The sequence below is a fragment of the Chordicoccus furentiruminis genome, from assembly GCF_019355395.1.
Classification (GTDB): domain Bacteria; phylum Bacillota; class Clostridia; order Lachnospirales; family Lachnospiraceae; genus Chordicoccus; species Chordicoccus furentiruminis.
The window spans coordinates 2978308-2994678 of the sequence record NZ_CP048829.1; the positions used below are offsets into that span (position 1 = coordinate 2978308).

Annotated in this window: 13 protein-coding genes; 10 read left to right on the forward strand and 3 right to left on the reverse strand. The window is 59.0% G+C overall.

Features of this window, described 5'->3' with window-relative positions; genetic code table 11:
• Positions 1 to 43 precede the first annotated feature (43 nt).
• Entirely contained in the window at positions 44 to 340 is a 297-nt protein-coding gene (locus G4C92_RS13605; protein ID WP_274940364.1) for a hypothetical protein, read from the forward strand.
• Positions 341 to 479: 139 nt separating this feature from the next.
• On the forward strand, positions 480 to 1421 hold the full coding sequence (locus G4C92_RS13610; protein WP_274940365.1) for a response regulator: 942 nt from the start codon (positions 480 to 482) through the stop codon (positions 1419 to 1421).
• A gap of 43 nt (positions 1422 to 1464) precedes the next feature.
• Here the strand turns inward: G4C92_RS13610 and G4C92_RS13615 are convergent, their stop codons facing one another.
• Positions 1465 to 2091, reverse strand: a complete 627-nt coding sequence (locus tag G4C92_RS13615) for an HAD family hydrolase (protein ID WP_274940366.1) — start codon at positions 2089 to 2091, stop codon at positions 1465 to 1467.
• A 54-nt stretch (positions 2092 to 2145) separates the two neighbouring features.
• On the opposite strand from G4C92_RS13615, the gene G4C92_RS13620 reads away from it, so the two are divergent.
• Together G4C92_RS13620 and G4C92_RS13625 are read left to right on the forward strand one after the other, a co-directional pair.
• Positions 2146 to 3312 (forward strand): A/G-specific adenine glycosylase, encoded by a 1167-nt coding sequence (locus G4C92_RS13620; protein WP_274940367.1) that lies wholly within the window; start codon positions 2146 to 2148, stop codon positions 3310 to 3312.
• Positions 3309 to 4328, forward strand: coding sequence for a glycosyltransferase family 2 protein (locus tag G4C92_RS13625; RefSeq protein WP_274940368.1), 1020 nt, complete (start codon positions 3309 to 3311; stop codon positions 4326 to 4328). Before G4C92_RS13620 ends, G4C92_RS13625 begins: the two co-directional genes overlap by 4 nt.
• 74 nt (positions 4329 to 4402) lie before the next feature.
• Here the strand turns inward: G4C92_RS13625 and G4C92_RS13630 are convergent, their stop codons facing one another.
• Positions 4403 to 5320: a diacylglycerol/lipid kinase family protein gene (locus G4C92_RS13630; RefSeq protein ID WP_274940369.1), complete on the reverse strand. Its 918-nt coding sequence runs from the start codon at positions 5318 to 5320 to the stop codon at positions 4403 to 4405.
• 30 nt (positions 5321 to 5350) lie between these two features.
• Complete coding sequence (locus tag G4C92_RS13635; RefSeq protein WP_274940370.1) at positions 5351 to 6625, reverse strand: HlyC/CorC family transporter; 1275 nt, start codon at positions 6623 to 6625, stop codon at positions 5351 to 5353.
• 225 nt (positions 6626 to 6850) lie between these two features.
• Between G4C92_RS13635 and secD the strand changes: the two genes are divergently transcribed.
• From secD to hemZ, 6 genes are all read left to right on the forward strand, one after another.
• The gene (gene secD / locus G4C92_RS13640) at positions 6851 to 9259 is read left to right on the forward strand and encodes a protein translocase subunit SecD (RefSeq protein ID WP_274940371.1); all 2409 of its coding nucleotides are present in this window, start codon (positions 6851 to 6853) and stop codon (positions 9257 to 9259) included.
• Positions 9260 to 9326: 67 nt separating this feature from the next.
• Positions 9327 to 11054: a single-stranded-DNA-specific exonuclease RecJ gene (gene recJ / locus G4C92_RS13645; RefSeq protein WP_274940372.1), complete on the forward strand. Its 1728-nt coding sequence runs from the start codon at positions 9327 to 9329 to the stop codon at positions 11052 to 11054.
• A 135-nt stretch (positions 11055 to 11189) separates the two neighbouring features.
• Positions 11190 to 11720, forward strand: coding sequence for an adenine phosphoribosyltransferase (locus G4C92_RS13650; protein ID WP_274940373.1), 531 nt, complete (start codon positions 11190 to 11192; stop codon positions 11718 to 11720).
• A 159-nt stretch (positions 11721 to 11879) separates the two neighbouring features.
• Positions 11880 to 14186, forward strand: a complete 2307-nt coding sequence (locus G4C92_RS13655) for a RelA/SpoT family protein (protein WP_274942022.1) — start codon at positions 11880 to 11882, stop codon at positions 14184 to 14186.
• Between the two features lie 3 nt (positions 14187 to 14189).
• Entirely contained in the window at positions 14190 to 14822 is a 633-nt protein-coding gene (locus G4C92_RS13660) for an MBL fold metallo-hydrolase (protein WP_274940374.1), read from the forward strand.
• Positions 14823 to 14846: 24 nt separating this feature from the next.
• Positions 14847 to 16253, forward strand: a complete 1407-nt coding sequence (gene hemZ / locus G4C92_RS13665; protein ID WP_274940375.1) for a coproporphyrinogen dehydrogenase HemZ — start codon at positions 14847 to 14849, stop codon at positions 16251 to 16253.
• Positions 16254 to 16371 lie beyond the last annotated feature (118 nt).

Here is a 16371-nt window from a genome sequence, read left to right on the forward strand (position 1 = left end):
GAGGTGCGATGCTTCATATTTCCGTTTTTTGGAGGCGAATCAGATGCAATTGAAAGAGTGGAAGATCGACGGGGAGACGATCAGCGGGCGGGTCTGCGGAAGCAGCCGGTATCCGGACGGGACCGTGATCCAGACCTCACGGGTGATCGCGGCAGCCTTTGACGGCGAGCTGTATCTGATATCCACGAAGAATTCGACCTATGAATGCTATGAAAGGGATTATATCGGACCGGCTGCGGAGCTCCGTGTCTTCAATCAGGAAATGATCGATGACATGGGCCGGACGCGGCAGATTTCACTTCAGGCGGACGGGAAGGGCGGCCGCCGGAACGTTTTGTAAAAAAATCTGATTCTTTTACTGTGTTTTTCTGATAGCGCTGTGATATACTCGGGGTACAAACAGAGAGCCTTCGCGGACCGTGTGAAGCGCGTTGGCAGGGGAACGGTTGGACTGAAATCGCTGAACAGGAGAAGAGCGGATGGCGGAAAACGAAGAGAACAGAGTCATCGATCTGAAGGAGCTTGTCTCTGATCTGGCTCACACGATGAAGCCTGTCGCGGAGAGGAAAAACCTGCATTTCCGGTACCGTATCGAGCATATCTCCGCGTCCGAACTCGCCGGAAACGGCCGGGACCAGCTCCATTCGATTCTCACCGAGCTGCTTGAGAACGCGGTGGAATACACGCCCGAGGGCGGCGACGTCATTTTCTGCGTCAGAGAGCTGATGACGGACGACCGCAACTCGACGATTGAGTTCTATGTGCAGGACGACGGCGCAGGTATCCCGGAGGAACAGCTGAGAAAGCTGAGAAGCATGACGCGGCAGGAGGAGGCTGAGGCGGATCACGGCCTTGCGGCTGTATGCCGGGAAGTGCGCAGGCTGAGAGGCACCGTTACATTCGAGAGCGGAAACGGCCGGGGGATGGGAACGGTAGCGCGGGTTATCCTCACGATGCCGGTCAGCCGCGTGCGGCCGGTCAGGCCGCTTCCGGACATGAATCGTGACATCTACAGCTTTGTCGGAAAGAAGATTCTCCTTGCCGAGGACCATCCGCTCAATCTGGAGATCGCCGAAATGATGCTGGAGCGCGTCGGATTTGAGGTGGATACAGCCGTCAACGGACGGGAGGCTGTGGATCGCTTCGCCGCGAAGGACGGTGCGTATGACGCCGTCCTGATGGATATCCGCATGCCGGTGATGGACGGCATCGAGGCTGCTCAGGTCATCCGGAACACGGACATTCCGGGCGCGGATACGATTCCGATCATCGCGCTGACCGCCAGCGCCTATGAGGGAGATGCCAGGAGAAGCCGTCAGGCGGGCATGAACGAACATCTGCTGAAACCGATCGATCCGGTCCGGATGTATGACGTCCTCTCGCGTTACCTGTATCAGAGTCACACCGTAAGAAGAACGTGACCTGCGCCGGGTGGGATCTGTGTCCCTGTGTCCTGTCGTTCCATCAGAACAGCGGGAGGCTCAGCAGATCCAGCGGCGAACCGATCCGGTAATCGGGAGAGGGAACGCGACCGAAGCCGTAGGAGGCGTGGATGAACGGGATGCCGTTCGCCCGGGTCGCCTCGAAATCACCCATCGTATCTCCGACGTAACAGGGATTTTCCAGATGCCAGCGGCGGATGGCGGTGCCGATATTGGCCGCCTTGGCTTCGCCGGTGTCCGCAGGGCAGAGATGGCCGGCGACGAAGGCTTCCAGATGATGGCCCTCTGTCAGCAGCTCGATGTATCCCGCCTGACAGTTACTCACGATCACGATCGGGCAGCCCTTCTCGTGAAGTGAACGGAAGAGTCCGCCGACGCCTTCGTAGAGCGGCGGAAGAGAAGCTGAAAGATCTCTGTTCTCCACAGCCAGACAGACGCTCATGAAGCGTTCCTTCGTCTTCTCGTCAAGTTCCGGGTAGATGGATGAGACGATGTCACCCATCATCCGGCCGAATTCCCTCCGAAGTCTTTCCGCCGAGAGAGGGGAGGTGTCAAGTCCGAACTCCTCCGCTGTTTTTCTCCACGCTTCGGCCACCTGAGCGGTGGAATCCCAAAGCGTCCCGTCAACATCAAAAATGAATGAATTCATACATCGTCCTCTCCGGGTGTCTTTCATGATGCCTGCCGAACCGGAGTATATCAAATGAATGCTGAAATTGTAAAGCCGCTGACGGACTGGTACCGCGCAAACCGGCGGGATCTTCCGTGGCGTCATACTTCCGATCCGTACCGGATCTGGGTTTCTGAGATTATGCTGCAGCAGACGAGGGTGGAGTCGGTGAAGGCGTACTATCAGCGCTTCCTTGAAGCTCTGCCGGATCTTTCGGCGCTGGCGGAAGCGGATGAGGAGCGGCTGCTCAAACTCTGGGAGGGACTCGGCTATTACAGCCGCGTACGGAACATGCAGCGGGCTGCCCGGACTGTTGTGGAGGACTTCAAAGGGGCCTTTCCCCGGACGAAGGAGGAGATGGAGAAGCTTCCCGGTATCGGATCTTATACAGCCGGCGCGGTTGCGTCCATCGCCTTCGGCGAGAGAGTGCCGGCGGTGGACGGCAATGTGCTCAGGGTCTGGGCGAGAATGACGGCGGATGACCGCAATATTCTTCTTCCTTCCGTAAAGAAGGAAGCTGAACGGGATATTGCCGGGCTGATGCAGACGCTGCCTGCCGCCCGGACGTCCGGTCAGGATCACCCGGGCGCATTTCATGAAAATGCAGCCGGTGACTTCAATCAGGCGCTGATTGAACTGGGTGCACTTCTCTGCCTTCCGGGAGAAAAGCCTCTCTGCGAAGCGTGTCCGGTGCGTCCCTTCTGCGGAGCGGAACGCAGGGGTCTCGCGGGCGTCCTGCCGATCCGTGAAAAGAAGACGGAGCGGAGGATCGAGCGCAGGACGGTGCTTCTTGTGAGGAGCGGAGAGCTGACGGCAGTCCGGAAACGGCCGGACAGCGGGCTGCTGGCCGGTATGTACGAATTTCCCAATGTCAGGGGAGAGCTGACGGCGGAACAGGCGGTTGCATATACATCCGAAAACGGGTATGATGCACTGAGAATACGGCCGCTGCCGGCAGCACGTCATCTATTCTCCCATGTAGAGTGGCGTATGACCGGATACGAGATACGGATCGGCGCGTTATCCGGGGAGAGGGGACGGTCCGCGCACGGACGTGACTGGATTTTTGCGGATGCGAAGGAACTTTCGGGCGAGCGTCCGCTGCCGGCTGCATTTTCCGCATACGCGAAACTGATCCATGTCTTCCCCGGCAAAGGAAAGAGCCGTGAAGAAGAACAAGAGGAAAGGAACGGGCGATGAAGATTCTCAGTGTGGCAATACCCTGCTACAATTCGGCGGCCTATATGAAGAAGGCCGTTGATCATGCTGTACTCGGCGGTGAGGACGTGGAGGTGCTCATCATCGACGACGGCTCGACTGACGGGACGCTGGCGATCGCGAAAGATTATGAAAGGCGTTTTCCGGGCATCGTCCGGGCCATCCATCAGGAGAATAAGGGACACGGCGGCGCGGTCAACACCGGAATCCGTGAAGCCCAGGGTATCTATTTCAAGGTCTGTGACAGCGATGACTGGCTGGACTATGATTCCTACATGCAGGTGCTCGATGCGCTCCGCACCTGCATCTCGGGTCCGGAAACGCTGGACGTGCTGATCAGCAACTACATTTATGAGAAGCAGGGGGCGAAACGGAAGCACGGCATGCGCTATGTGGGCTCATTCCCCGAGAACAGGATCTTCACATGGGACGAGGTGATCAAGCCGCTCAACGCCCACCGGTACGTGCTGATGCATTCCCTCACATACCGGACGGACCTTCTCCGCTCCTGCGGACTGCAGCTGCCGGAGCATACTTTCTATGTAGACAATATCTACGCGTATCAGCCGATGATGTACGTGAAGACGATGTATTATCTCAATGTGCCGCTGTACCGCTATTTTATCGGCCGCGCGGATCAGTCGGTGAACGAGGAAGTCATGGTGAAGCGGATGGATCAGCAGCTTCGCGTGACCCGGATCATGATCGACAGCTACCGGCCGGACCTGCTCAGAAAGAAGCAGCAGATGAACTACATCATCCATGATCTCGGCATCATCATGAGCGTGACGAGCATCCTGCTGCTCCGCATCGGCTCGGAGGAGGCGCTGAGGGAAAAGAAAGAAATCTGGGATTATCTGAAGAGGAAGGATCTGATGCTGTTCCTCCGGATCCGCCACAGTGTGCTTGGCCGCGCGCTGAATCTGCCCGGGAAGCCGGGACGGGATATGGCGGTCCGCGGGTATCAGCTGGTGCAGAAGTACTACGGATTTAACTGAAATACGGAATACGTTAAGAGACGGCGCCGTGCGGATTGCACGGCGCCGTCCTGTGAGATCGCAGAAACCGTCTCTTACGCGGTGATGACCTGAAGCCGTTCCGGAAGGAGAGAGACGGACAGCGCGTTTCCGATACCGCCTGATTCGCCGTCGAGATGGATCGGGCGCGGCTTTCCGGTACGGATGACGGCCGTACGGCAGCGGAGGTACCGGGGACCGGGAATATGCGTGTGGCTTCCGGTACGTGTCGCCGGAATCGAGCCGATCAGGCCGGCCCGGGTCAGACCGCCGCAGACAAAAAGATCCAGCACGCCGTCGTCCGGACGGGCCTTCGGCGTCAGCATCAGTCCGCCGCCTTCGCAGCGCTGGTTCATCGCGGCGACAAAGTACACATCATCGAAACGGAAGCTCCGTCCGCCGTCCGTTTCGATGGTGACCGTTTCGGGTTCATAAAGCGCGATCTGCTTCGCCGCGATCGCCGAATAGGTGAGCCGGCCGAGGCCAAGACCGTTCAGGGAATCCTTCATGCGGGAGGCCAGAGCCTCGTGGCAGACGGCGGCGTCAAACCCGATGCCGCAGCTGACGGCAAAACGGCTCTTGCGGCCGTCCTTTTCCGCAATCCCCAGATCGATTCTGACCACATGCGCGCGGTCCAGAAGCGTCCGGAGAGCCCGGCCAATCTCAGAGGGAATCCCCATTCCCCGGGCGAAGTCGTTGGCGGAACCGCAGGGGATCACGCCCAGCGTGACGGTGGAGAGATTCGTCAGGCCGCTGATGATTTCGTGGATCGATCCGTCGCCGCCGACCGCGACAACAGTCGCCAGCGGGTCCTTTTCGGAGACGGCGCGCGCCAGTTCTCCCGCGTGGCCTTCGTAGCGGGTCGCCAGCACCTGATGAGGAATCGCCTGCTGATGGAGTACGCGGCTGATCTCCGGCCATACTTCGCCGCTTCCCTTCGATCGGGCTTTCGGATTCAGAATGAAATAGAGCATTGGGGATCCTCCCTTCTTCTCCGGCCGGTGTCAGGCATCGGCCGTTTCCTGCTGCGCCGGATCCGCCAGAAAAATATGCACCCGCATGATCCGGTTCTTGCGCACCGCTTCGACGATGAGCCGGGTGCCGTCTTCAAGGACGATGCACTCGCCCACCTTGGGAAGCTTGTCGTCGGAGTGCTCGATGACGTAGCCTCCGATCGTGTCATAGTCCTCCGACTCCATCTCGAGGCCGGTAGCTTTGTTCACGTCATCGATGTCCGCGGAACCGAGACAGGAGTATTCGCGTCCCTCCTGAATGACGGTGATTTCCTCGGCGTCCCGGTCGCTGTACTCGTCGTGGATGTCGCCGACGATCTCCTCCAGCACATCCTCCATGGTGATCATGCCGGAAGCGTTTCCGTATTCGTCGAGCACGATGACGAGGTTCAGCGAATTGAGCCTCATCTCATCGAGCAGATCGGAGATGTTCTTGGTTTCGTAGGTGAAGTAGGGCTTCAGCAGCACGCGCCGGATATCGAAATGATCCCGGTCGGTCAGAAGCAGATCCTTCACGTTGACGACGCCGACCACGTTCTCCGCCTTGTCCTCGAAGACCGGCATCCGGGTGAAGTGATGCCTTCGGAAGACATCGATCAGCTCGTCGTAGGATGCCGTGACGGGAACCTCCGTCATGTCGATGCGGGGAATCATAATTTCCCGCGCGACCGTGTCCTGCAGATCGACCACATTGTTGATCATGTCCTTTTCATCCCGTTCGATGACGCCGTCCTCCTCGGAGGCATTCACCAGCGCGCGGAGCTCGGTCTCGGTCATGGAAGGCTTCGCGTCCGGATCGACGCCGAAGAGACGGACCACGCCCCGAGCCATCTTCTCCACGACGAAGATCACCGGTGTGAGCAGACGCATCAGAATGAGAATGACGCCGCCGAAGGAGAGGGAAAGCCGCTCCGCGTTGACGGCAGCGAGATTCTTCGGGGCGATCTCGCCGAAAATGATCACGAGCACGGTGAGAATTCCGGTCGCGGCCGAGACGGCGGCGTTTCCGAAAAGACGGATTGCCAGCGAGGTGGAAAGCGCGGTCGCCGAGATATTGACGATGTTGTTGCCGATCAGGATGGTGGAGAGCATCTTCGAGCGGTTGTCCGTGATGCGGAGAACGGTTTCGGCCCTCCGGTTTCCCTCCTGGGCCAGCGCCTCCATCCGGATGCGGTTGACGGTGGTGAGGGCGGTCTCGGATGACGAGAAGAACGCGGACAGCAGAAGAAGCAGGATCAGAATCGCGAACTGGAATGCAGTATTCATATCGGATGTACGGGAACAGGCGCCTCCTTTTCCTTAAGTTTACTGAAATCATGATGAAAATGCAATCGTAAGCCGAAAGGGAAAACGATTCCGCGATTCTTGTACAGCGTGTGGGTGTATGTTATAATGAACTCCGTGTTTGCGGGCTCAGACTGTGCCCGGCGGGGCCGCAGAGGCGGTTCCGGCGAAACAGACCCTGAAATGGAGCAAGGAGACAGTCACACCATGAAAAAGAGAAACGGCATCATCACATTCATTGCGCTGGTTGTCGTGACGGTTCTCGCGGTCTACACAGCCATCGCAGGCTGGGGCCCGACCGGCACCGGCGCTATGCGGAACATCCATACCGGCCTCGATCTGTCGGGCGGCGTCTCGATCACGTACGAGGCGGACGAGGACAATCCGTCATCCACCGATATGGACGACACGGTCCTCAAGATGCAGAAGCGTGTCGATCAGTATTCCACCGAGGCCAACGTCTACCGCGAGGGGGCTAACCGGATCACCGTGGAGATCCCGGGCGTCTCGGACGCGACGAAGATTCTGAAGGATCTCGGCACGCCGGGATCACTGTACTTCATCGCTCAGACGGACCCGGACGGAAACCAGAACTATTCCTACGACAGCACGACCGGCGGGTATAAGCTGAACAACAAGACGATCAAGGAGCTGGAGAAGGACGGATCCATTGTCTGCGAGGGATCGGACGTGGCGGACGCCCAGGGCGGTGTGCAGCAGAATTCGACAACCAAGAACAATGAGTATGTGGTTGAGCTCAGCTTCACGAAGGACGGCACGAAGAAGTTCGCTGACGCGACGACGAAGGCATACGCGGCCGGGGAGTCCATCGGCATCTACTATGACGGCTCCTTCGTCTCGGTGCCGAAGGTCAATGCCGCCATCACAAACGGCAAGGCCGTCATCGAGGGCATGAGTACGATCGATGAGGCCAAGGAGCTTGCCTCCTACATCCGAATCGGCGGACTGAAGGTGACGCTGAACGAGATCCGGTCCAACGTGGTCGGCGCCCAGCTGGGACAGGAGGCGATTCACACCTCGCTGATCGGCGGTGCTGTCGGACTTCTGCTGGTCATGATCATCATGACCGTCGCGTACCTGCTTCCGGGTCTGATCGCTTCGTTCGCGCTGGTGCTCTACACGGCGCTGATGCTGATCCTGCTCAACGCCTTTGACCTTACGCTGACGCTGCCCGGTATCGCCGGCATCATTCTTTCGATCGGTATGGCGGTGGACGCCAACGTCATCATCTTCTCCCGTCTGCAGGAGGAAATGACGGCGGGCACGTCGCTGCACGGGGCGATCCAAGCGGCCTTTCACAAGGCGATGAGCGCGATTCTCGACGGCAACATCACGACGCTGATCGCCGCCGCTGTGCTGGGGGTTCTCGGGACAGGCTCGATCAAGGGCTTTGCGATGACGCTGGCGCTGGGCGTCGCGCTGTCGATGTTCACGGCGCTCATCATCACGAGACTGATCGTGAACTCCGTGTATGCCTTCGGCTCCCGCAGCGAGAAGCTGTGGGCGAGACGGAAGAAGGAAACGCATATCCGGTTCGTGAAGAACTGGCTGAAGTATCTGACGGTGGCGCTCTGCATCGTCGCAGTCGGCGCCGGCTGTATGATCTATCATCATGCGAAGGGACAGCGGGCTCTCAACTATTCGCTGGAGTTCCTCGGCGGCACCTCGACGACGGTTGCCTTTAACGACAATCTGTCTCTCAGGGAGCTGGACAGTCAGGTGAAGCCGGTGGTGATGAAGGTGACCGGCGACGCAAACGTCTCGATGCAGAAGGTAGTCGGGTCCAATGAGGTCATCATCAAGACGAGAACGCTGAACGCGGACGAGCGGGAGGCGCTGGACCAGAGTCTGGCCGACGCATTCAAGGTTGACGCGACGAGCATCAAGGCGGAGTCCATCTCGGCGACCGTCGGCAAGGAGATGCGGAGAAACGCCATCACAGCCGTGATCATCGCGGTCATCCTGATGCTCCTGTATATCTTCATCCGCTTCAAGGACATTCGCTTCGCGACTTCCTCCGTGCTGGCGCTCTGCCATGACGTGACGATCACGTTGATGGCCTACGCCATCCTCCGTGTTTCGGTGGGCAATTCCTTCATCGCGGTCATGCTGACGATCCTCGGCTATTCCATCAACTCGACGATCGTCATCTTCGACCGGATCCGTGAGACGCTTCCGTCGCTGCCGAAGGACGGTGATCTGGAGGAACTGGTGGATAAGGCGGTCAACGTCACGCTGACCCGGAGCATCTTCACCAACCTGACGACGTTCTCCTCCATCCTCGTCCTCTATCTGATGGGCGTCTCTTCCATCAAGGAGTTCACGCTTCCGATGATGGTAGGTATCCTCGCCGGCGCCTGCTCCTCGGTCTTCCTGACCGGGCCGCTCTGGTTCTGGATGCGGACGCATTTCGGCCGGGATGCGAAGGCATACCGGGCGATGCGCGAGAAGGCGGCCATGAAGGCGGCACGCGCAGCCGAAAACGCCGGACCGGCTTCCGAAGAAGGAGGAGCCCTCCCGGAGAACGCGGTGCGCAGCGCCGGCAACCCGAACGTGATCCGCAAGAAGAAGAGAAAAAAGTCCGGACAATCATGATAGTAAGAAGCGAAAGGCCATGCAGATCGTTTGCATGGCTTTTCCTTATCCGGAGAGAAGGGACGGAATGGAAAAGACAAGAGAACGATGGACATACAGAAAGCCGCAGGAGGGCGCGGCAGCAGCAGCGGAGGCTCTCGGGATCGATCCCGTCGTGGCGGGGATTCTCTTAAGCCGGGGACTGAGAACGCGCGCGGAGATGGAGACGTTTCTTCACGGCGATCTTTCCGGTCTGCGCGATCCGTTCGAACTGAAGGACATGGACCGCGCAGCGGCGATTCTGAAACGGAAGATCGCGTCCGGTGCAAGGATCCGCGTGATCGGCGACTATGACATCGACGGCGTGATGGCTTCCTACATATTAAAACGGGGACTTACGGAACTGGGCGCGGACGCTGACGTCAGGATCCCGAACCGGATCACGGACGGCTACGGGCTGAACCCTTCGATGATCGGCGAGGCGTCGGAAGAAGGAATCGATACGATCGTCACCTGCGACAACGGAATCGCCGCGCTGGAGGCGGTTCGTCTCGCGAAGGAGAAGGGGATGACGATCATCGTCACCGACCATCACGAGGTGCTGGAGCTCCCGGAGGCGGACGCGGTGGTGGATCCGAAGCGGAAGGACGATACGTCCTCCACCCTCCAGCTCTGCGGAGCCGCCGTGGCGTGGAAGCTGATCCTCGCCCTCGGCGGGGATCCCGGCATGGATATGCTGCAGTACGCGGCGTTCGCGACGGTGGGGGATATTGTGGACCTCACCGGTGAGAACCGGATCATTGTGAAGGAGGGACTTAAACGACTCCGGAGCACTGACAATCCGGGACTCATCGCACTCGCCGAAGCGCAGGGCGTGTCGCTGGCGAACGCCGACACCTACCAGATCGGCTTTGTGCTCGGTCCCTGCCTCAACGCGAGCGGCCGGCTCGACACGGCGATGCGGGCCGCACAGCTGCTGGAAGCGCCGGATGCGGCCCGCGCGAAGCGTCTGGCGGGCGAGCTGAAGGCGCTCAACGACAGCCGGAAGGCGATGACCGAAACCGGAACCGTTCAGGCGAAGCGGATGATTGAAGCGCATGGGATGGAAGACGACCGGATTCTCGTCGTCTTTCTTCCGGAGGTTCATGAGAGCATCGCCGGCATCATCGCGGGACGGATCCGGGAAGCCTACTCCCGGCCGGCCCTGGTTCTCACAAGGGCGGAGGAGGGCGTGAAGGGCTCCGGCCGCTCCATTGAGAGCTACAATATGTTCGAGGGTCTTGTGAAAGTGAAGGATCTGCTTCTCCGCTTCGGAGGCCATCCGATGGCGGCCGGGCTGACGCTGAAGGAGGAGAAGGTCGGAGAACTGAGACGGCGTCTGAACGAGGACTGCGGCCTGACGGAGAGTGACCTTACGCCGAAGGTGCTGATGGACGCCATTCTGCCAGTCGAGTCCGTCAGCGAAAAGCTGATCCGGGATCTGGAGCTCCTCGCGCCATTCGGAAAGGCGAACCCGAAGCCGATGTTCGGAGAGAAGTACGTCTTCTGCGAGCATCCCCGGATTTTCGGCGCGCGCCACTCCCTTCTCCGGATGCGGGTGCGCTCTCTTGAGTCCCCTGAGGACGCGGATCCGGACCGCCTCGGATTCCAGCCTTCCGCCAAGGGACGTCCGCTGGATGCGATCTGCTTCCGGAATGTCGATGCGCTTGCGGAGCGGATCGCGGAGGATCCGGTGCTCTCGATTGTCTATGAACCGGAGATCAACGAGTATATGGGACATCGAAGGATTCAGCTGGTCGTCACGCACTTTCAGTAAGTTTCCGGCAAGCATCTTTTACGCATGTCTGTTTCGTGCTATAGTTACATTCTGAACCGGCATGACCGGATCATCAAAATATCCCCGGCATGCGGCGTATAAGGTCCGCGGCGGGCATCCGAAGGAGTACATGATATGATCAGAGAAAAAGTGGAAGACTATGTGAGAACGATTCCCGACTTTCCGCAGCCGGGCATCATGTTCCGCGATATTACGTCGATCCTGCAGGATCCGGACGGACTGGCGATGGCCATCGACGAGATGCAGGAAAAACTGAAGGGCGTCGAATATGACAGCATCGCCGGTCTTGAGTCCAGAGGCTTCATCTTCGGCATGCCGATTGCCTACAATCTTCACAAGCCCTTCATCCCGATCCGCAAGAAGGGAAAGCTTCCCTGCGCCACTGTCTCCGAGACCTATGATCTTGAATACGGTCAGGCGACCATCGAGATGCACCGGGACGCGGTGAAGCCGGGCGACAGGGTCGTCATTGTCGATGATCTGATCGCCACCGGCGGCACTGTGGAGGCGGCGGCGAAACTCGTGGAGCAGCTCGGAGGCAAGGTGGTCCGGATGGTCTTTCTGATGGAGCTGGACGGACTGAACGGAAGAGAACGGCTGGCGAAGTACGACGTGGAGAGTGTCATCTGCTATCCGGGAAAGTAAGAGCAGCGCGGCAGGCCGTGCGGGATGTTCTGCCCGCCAGATGAAACAGAAATGTTTGCGCAAAGAGACATCATCCTGCGGAGCGGGAGCCTTCAGCTCCCGCTCCGCAGGCAGGGACAGGTACAGCATATGGGCGAGACGAGGACAGACGAAACAAAGATGACCGTCGGACTGAAGAAGGATCCGCATGCACTGGTCAGAAAAGACGAGCCGGATCTGAGCACGCCGGCGGATTTTACGGCGCCTTCCGCTCTTTACGAAGAGCTGAAGAAGCGCGTGCTCGCCTATCATCCGTCGGATGATCTGTCCATGATCGAAAAGGCCTATCATGTCGCAGCCGAGGCTCACAGGGATCAGGTGAGAAAGTCGGGCGAGCCTTACATCATTCATCCGCTCTGCGTAGGCATCATTCTCGCGGATCTGGAGATGGACAAGGAAACCATCGCGGCCGGCATTCTTCACGATGTGGTGGAGGATACGCCGATGACCGTGGAGGATATCCGCTCCGCCTTCGGCGACGATGTAGCGCTTCTTGTGGACGGCGTCACCAAGCTGGGTCAGGTGGACTACAAGGTCGAGAAGGTCGAGATTCAGGCAGAGAATCTCCGCAAGATGTTCCTCGCGATGGCGAAGGATATCCGGGTGATCATCATCAAGCTGGCGGACCGTCTTCACAACATGCGGACTCTTGAGTACATGAGACGGGAGAAGCAGCTGGAGAAGGCGGGGGAGACGATGGATATCTACGCGCCGATCGCCCAGCGGCTCGGCATTTCCAAAATCAAAGTCGAGCTGGACGATCTGGCGCTCCGATACTGGAAGCCGGAGGTCTACCGGGATCTTGTCGCCCAGGTGGACGCACGCAAGACCCAGAGAGAGGAATTCATTCACTCGCTGGTGGAGGAGGTCCAGAAGGCTGTCCGGGAAGCGGGCATCGAAGGAGAGGTCACCGGAAGAGTCAAGCATTACTTCTCCATCTACAAGAAGATGGTCAATCAGGACAAGACACTGGACCAGATCTACGATCTTTTTGCGGTCCGGATCATCGTGAATACCGTGAGCGACTGCTACGCCTCTCTGGGACTTATGCACGAGCTTTTCAAACCGATTCCCGGACGGTTCAAGGATTATATCGCGATGCCGAAGCCGAACATGTACCAGTCACTTCATACGACGGTCATCGGGAACGACGGAACGCCCTTCGAGATTCAGATCCGGACTTTCGAGATGCACCGGGTGGCTGAATACGGTATCGCGGCCCACTGGAAATACAAGGAGGTTTCCAACGGGCACGCCGTCAAGGGCAATCAGGAGGAGGAGAAGCTCACGTGGCTCCGCCAGATCCTTGAGTGGCAGCAGGATTCTTCCGATAACAAGGAGTTCATGTCCCTGCTGAAATCCGATCTCGATCTCTTCTCAGAGAGCGTTTACTGCTTCTCGCCGCAGGGAGACGTGAAGACGCTTCCCAACGGGTCCTGCACCATCGATTTCGCCTATGCGGTCCATTCGGCGGTGGGCAACCGCATGATTGGCGCGCGTGTCAACGGCAAGCTTGTGCCGGTGGACTATGTCCTCAAAAACGGCGACCGGGTGGAGATCATCACGTCCCAGAATTCGAAGGGCCCGAGCCGCGACTGGCTGAAGATCGTCAAATCCACGCAGGCCAAGACGAAGATCAACCAGTGGTTCCGGCGGGAATTGAAGTCGGACAATATCGAGCGCGGCAAGGACCTGATGGCCCAGTGCGCGAAGACCAAAGGCTATGCGCTTTCGGACGTCACGAAGCCGGAGTATCAGGACGGCGTGATGCGGAAATACGGCTTCCGCGACTGGGATTCGGTGCTCGCAGCCGTCGGACACGGCGGTCTAAAGGAAGGTCAGGTCATGAACAAGCTGATCGACCTTTACGAGAAGGACCACAGGAAGCAGCAGACGGACGCCGAGGTGATGAAGGCCGCGGCCGAGAACAAGGACCGCCTTCCGCTGGTCAGAAAGAAGGATTCCAAGGGCGGGATCGTCGTCAAGGGAATTCATGATGTCGCCGTGCATTTCGCAAAATGCTGCAGTCCGATTCCGGGCGACGAAATTGTCGGCTACGTCACGCGCGGACGGGGCGTCACGATTCACCGTACGGACTGCGTCAATATCATCAACATGACGGATCTCGACCGGGTCCGCCTCATCGACGCGGAGTGGCAGGTGCCGGAGGACGAGAAGAACAGCGGCACTTATGCCGCGGAAATCAATGTCTACGCGTCCAACCGGACGGGCCTTCTGGTGGATGTATCCCGGATCTTCACGGAGCGGAAGATCGACATCGACCAGATGAACGTGCGGACGAACAAGCAGGGAATGGCCACGATGGAACTGAGCTTTGCGGTTCACTCTGTGAACGAGCTCGGCGAACTGATCGCGCAGATCCGGGCTGTGCCGGATGTGGTCGATATCGAGAGAAAGACAGGCTGAGAGATGAAACAGGCACTGTGGACCGGCGTGATGCGCGTCGGCCCGATCGGGACGAACTGCTATTTTCTGAAGAACGGGAAGGAAGGGGACGAGATCGTTCTCGTGGATCCGGGCGACGAGCCGGAGCAGATCCTCGAAGAGGTGAGGAGGCAGAAGGCAAAGGTGGCCGCGGTGCTTCTCACCCATGCTCACTACGATCATATTCTGGCGGTGCCTGCCGTGAAGCGGGAGTGGCCGGAGGCGCCCGTGATGATCCTTAAGGATGAGCGTCCCATGCTCACGGACAGCCGGCTCAACACGTCCTTTATTCAGACGGACGTGACCGTCACGCCGGACCGGTATCTGAGCGACGGGGACGTGCTGACGCTGCTGGAGCGCGAAATTCGTGTCATGGCTTCTCCGGGTCATACCGCCGGCAGCTGCTGCTACTATGTACCGTCCGACGCCGCGCTTTTCGCGGGGGATACCGTCTTCCGGGGAAGCTATGGGCGGACCGATCTGCCGACCGGTTCTCCGGAGGCGATGGCGGATACGCTGGAGAAGCTGCTGACTGCGCTTCCGCCCGATACCGCCGTTTATCCGGGTCACGGACCCGGCACGACCATCGGCCGGGAGCGGCTGGCGGAAGGATTCTGAGACGAGAGCGGAGAGGGACGGATTTTGACAATCGGCATTCGACTGGACAGACATGATTTCCTGTATGATATTCACTCGCTGGTGAAGAGCTTCTTCCCGGACGACGAGGTCAGCATCTTCACCGCGGATGACGCGGAGAAATGCAGCCGCCCGTGGGAGCTTCTTCTTGATATCCGTGTGCCGGAGGGCGGGGAACGGACGGCGGTCAAAAATGCGCTGAAGAGGGAAATCTATGATACGCTGACAGCCTATACCGGCACGGCGCTTCCGTGGGGAACGCTCTCCGGGATCCGCCCGACCAAAATCCCGATGAAGCTGCTGCGGGAGGGACACACGGAGGAGTCCATTCTGCGCTATCTCGGCGAGACTTATCTTGTGTCTCCGGAGAAGGCCGCTCTTGCGCTCGGCGTGGCGGAGACGGAGAAGAGACTGACGGATCCGCTTGAGACCGGAGGACAGACATACAGTCTGTACGTGCATGTTCCGTTCTGTCCGTCCATTTGTCTTTACTGTACCTTTTCATCCAGCCCCGTTTCGGCGTGGCGTATGCGGATCGGCGGATATATTGACACCGTGATCCGCGAGATGCTTAAGCGGCAGGAGGAGATTCTCGCCGCGGGAGGCGCGCCGGGGCCGACCACGGTCTATATCGGCGGAGGTACGCCCACCGCTCTGGAGCCGGAGGAACTGGACCGGCTGCTCACGGCGATCGATTCGATCTGGGATCTGGAAGCAGCGAGGGAATACACGGTGGAAGCCGGACGTCCGGATTCCATCACACCGGAAAAGCTGGCTGTGCTGAAGCGTCACGGCGTGACAAGGATCAGCGTGAATCCCCAGACAATGAACGACCGGACGCTCGCCTATATCGGACGGTGCCATACGGCGGAAGATACGCGGCGCGCCTTCGCGATGGCGAGAGAGGCCGGCTTTGACAATATCAATATGGACATCATTCTCGGACTGCCGGGGGAAGAGGAAGAGGATGTCCGGCGCACGCTGGACGCGATCCGCGGGATGAATCCCGATTCTCTCACGGTTCATTCCCTTGCGATCAAGCGGGCCTCGCGGCTTATGCGGAAGATACGGGAGGACAGGGAGAACGATCCGCACGCGGATTACGGCAGCTTCGACGGTCTTGTCTTCGAAAATTCAGGGCGTCTGATGGATCTCGCCTCCGGCGCGGCGGAGGCGATGGGGATGGAACCCTATTACCTCTACCGTCAGAAGAACATGCGGGGCAATCTCGAAAATACCGGGTTTGCCCGTCCCGGCTGCGCCTGCCTTTACAATGTGCTCATCATGGAAGAGATGCAGACCATCCACGCGTTCGGTGCCGGAGCAACCACCAAGTTTGTTTATCCGGACGGCCGCATCGAACGGAACGTCAGTCCGAAGGATGTGACGACGTATCTCGCAAGACACCGGTGACGGGCCGGCTTTCAAAAAAACGGACACGAGTAATGCGTGGGATGCCCGGGTGTGATACAATAAAGGCATTGTCTCGGGATTTCTCCCTGACGAGCGGCAGACTCAGGAGGATCAGGAC

Coding starts and splice junctions, on each gene's coding strand:
- G4C92_RS13620 (WP_274940367.1), top strand. CDS start 2,146: ATGAATGCTGAAATTGTAAAGCCGCTGACGGACTGGTACCGCGCAAAC.
- G4C92_RS13635 (WP_274940370.1), bottom strand. CDS start 6,625: ATGAATACTGCATTCCAGTTCGCGATTCTGATCCTGCTTCTTCTGCTG.
- secD (WP_274940371.1), top strand. CDS start 6,851: ATGAAAAAGAGAAACGGCATCATCACATTCATTGCGCTGGTTGTCGTG.
- G4C92_RS13655 (WP_274942022.1), top strand. CDS start 11,880: ATGACCGTCGGACTGAAGAAGGATCCGCATGCACTGGTCAGAAAAGAC.
- G4C92_RS13660 (WP_274940374.1), top strand. CDS start 14,190: ATGAAACAGGCACTGTGGACCGGCGTGATGCGCGTCGGCCCGATCGGG.
- recJ (WP_274940372.1), top strand. CDS start 9,327: ATGGAAAAGACAAGAGAACGATGGACATACAGAAAGCCGCAGGAGGGC.
- G4C92_RS13605 (WP_274940364.1), top strand. CDS start 44: ATGCAATTGAAAGAGTGGAAGATCGACGGGGAGACGATCAGCGGGCGG.
- G4C92_RS13630 (WP_274940369.1), bottom strand. CDS start 5,320: ATGCTCTATTTCATTCTGAATCCGAAAGCCCGATCGAAGGGAAGCGGC.
- G4C92_RS13610 (WP_274940365.1), top strand. CDS start 480: ATGGCGGAAAACGAAGAGAACAGAGTCATCGATCTGAAGGAGCTTGTC.
- G4C92_RS13625 (WP_274940368.1), top strand. CDS start 3,309: ATGAAGATTCTCAGTGTGGCAATACCCTGCTACAATTCGGCGGCCTAT.
- G4C92_RS13650 (WP_274940373.1), top strand. CDS start 11,190: ATGATCAGAGAAAAAGTGGAAGACTATGTGAGAACGATTCCCGACTTT.
- G4C92_RS13615 (WP_274940366.1), bottom strand. CDS start 2,091: ATGAATTCATTCATTTTTGATGTTGACGGGACGCTTTGGGATTCCACC.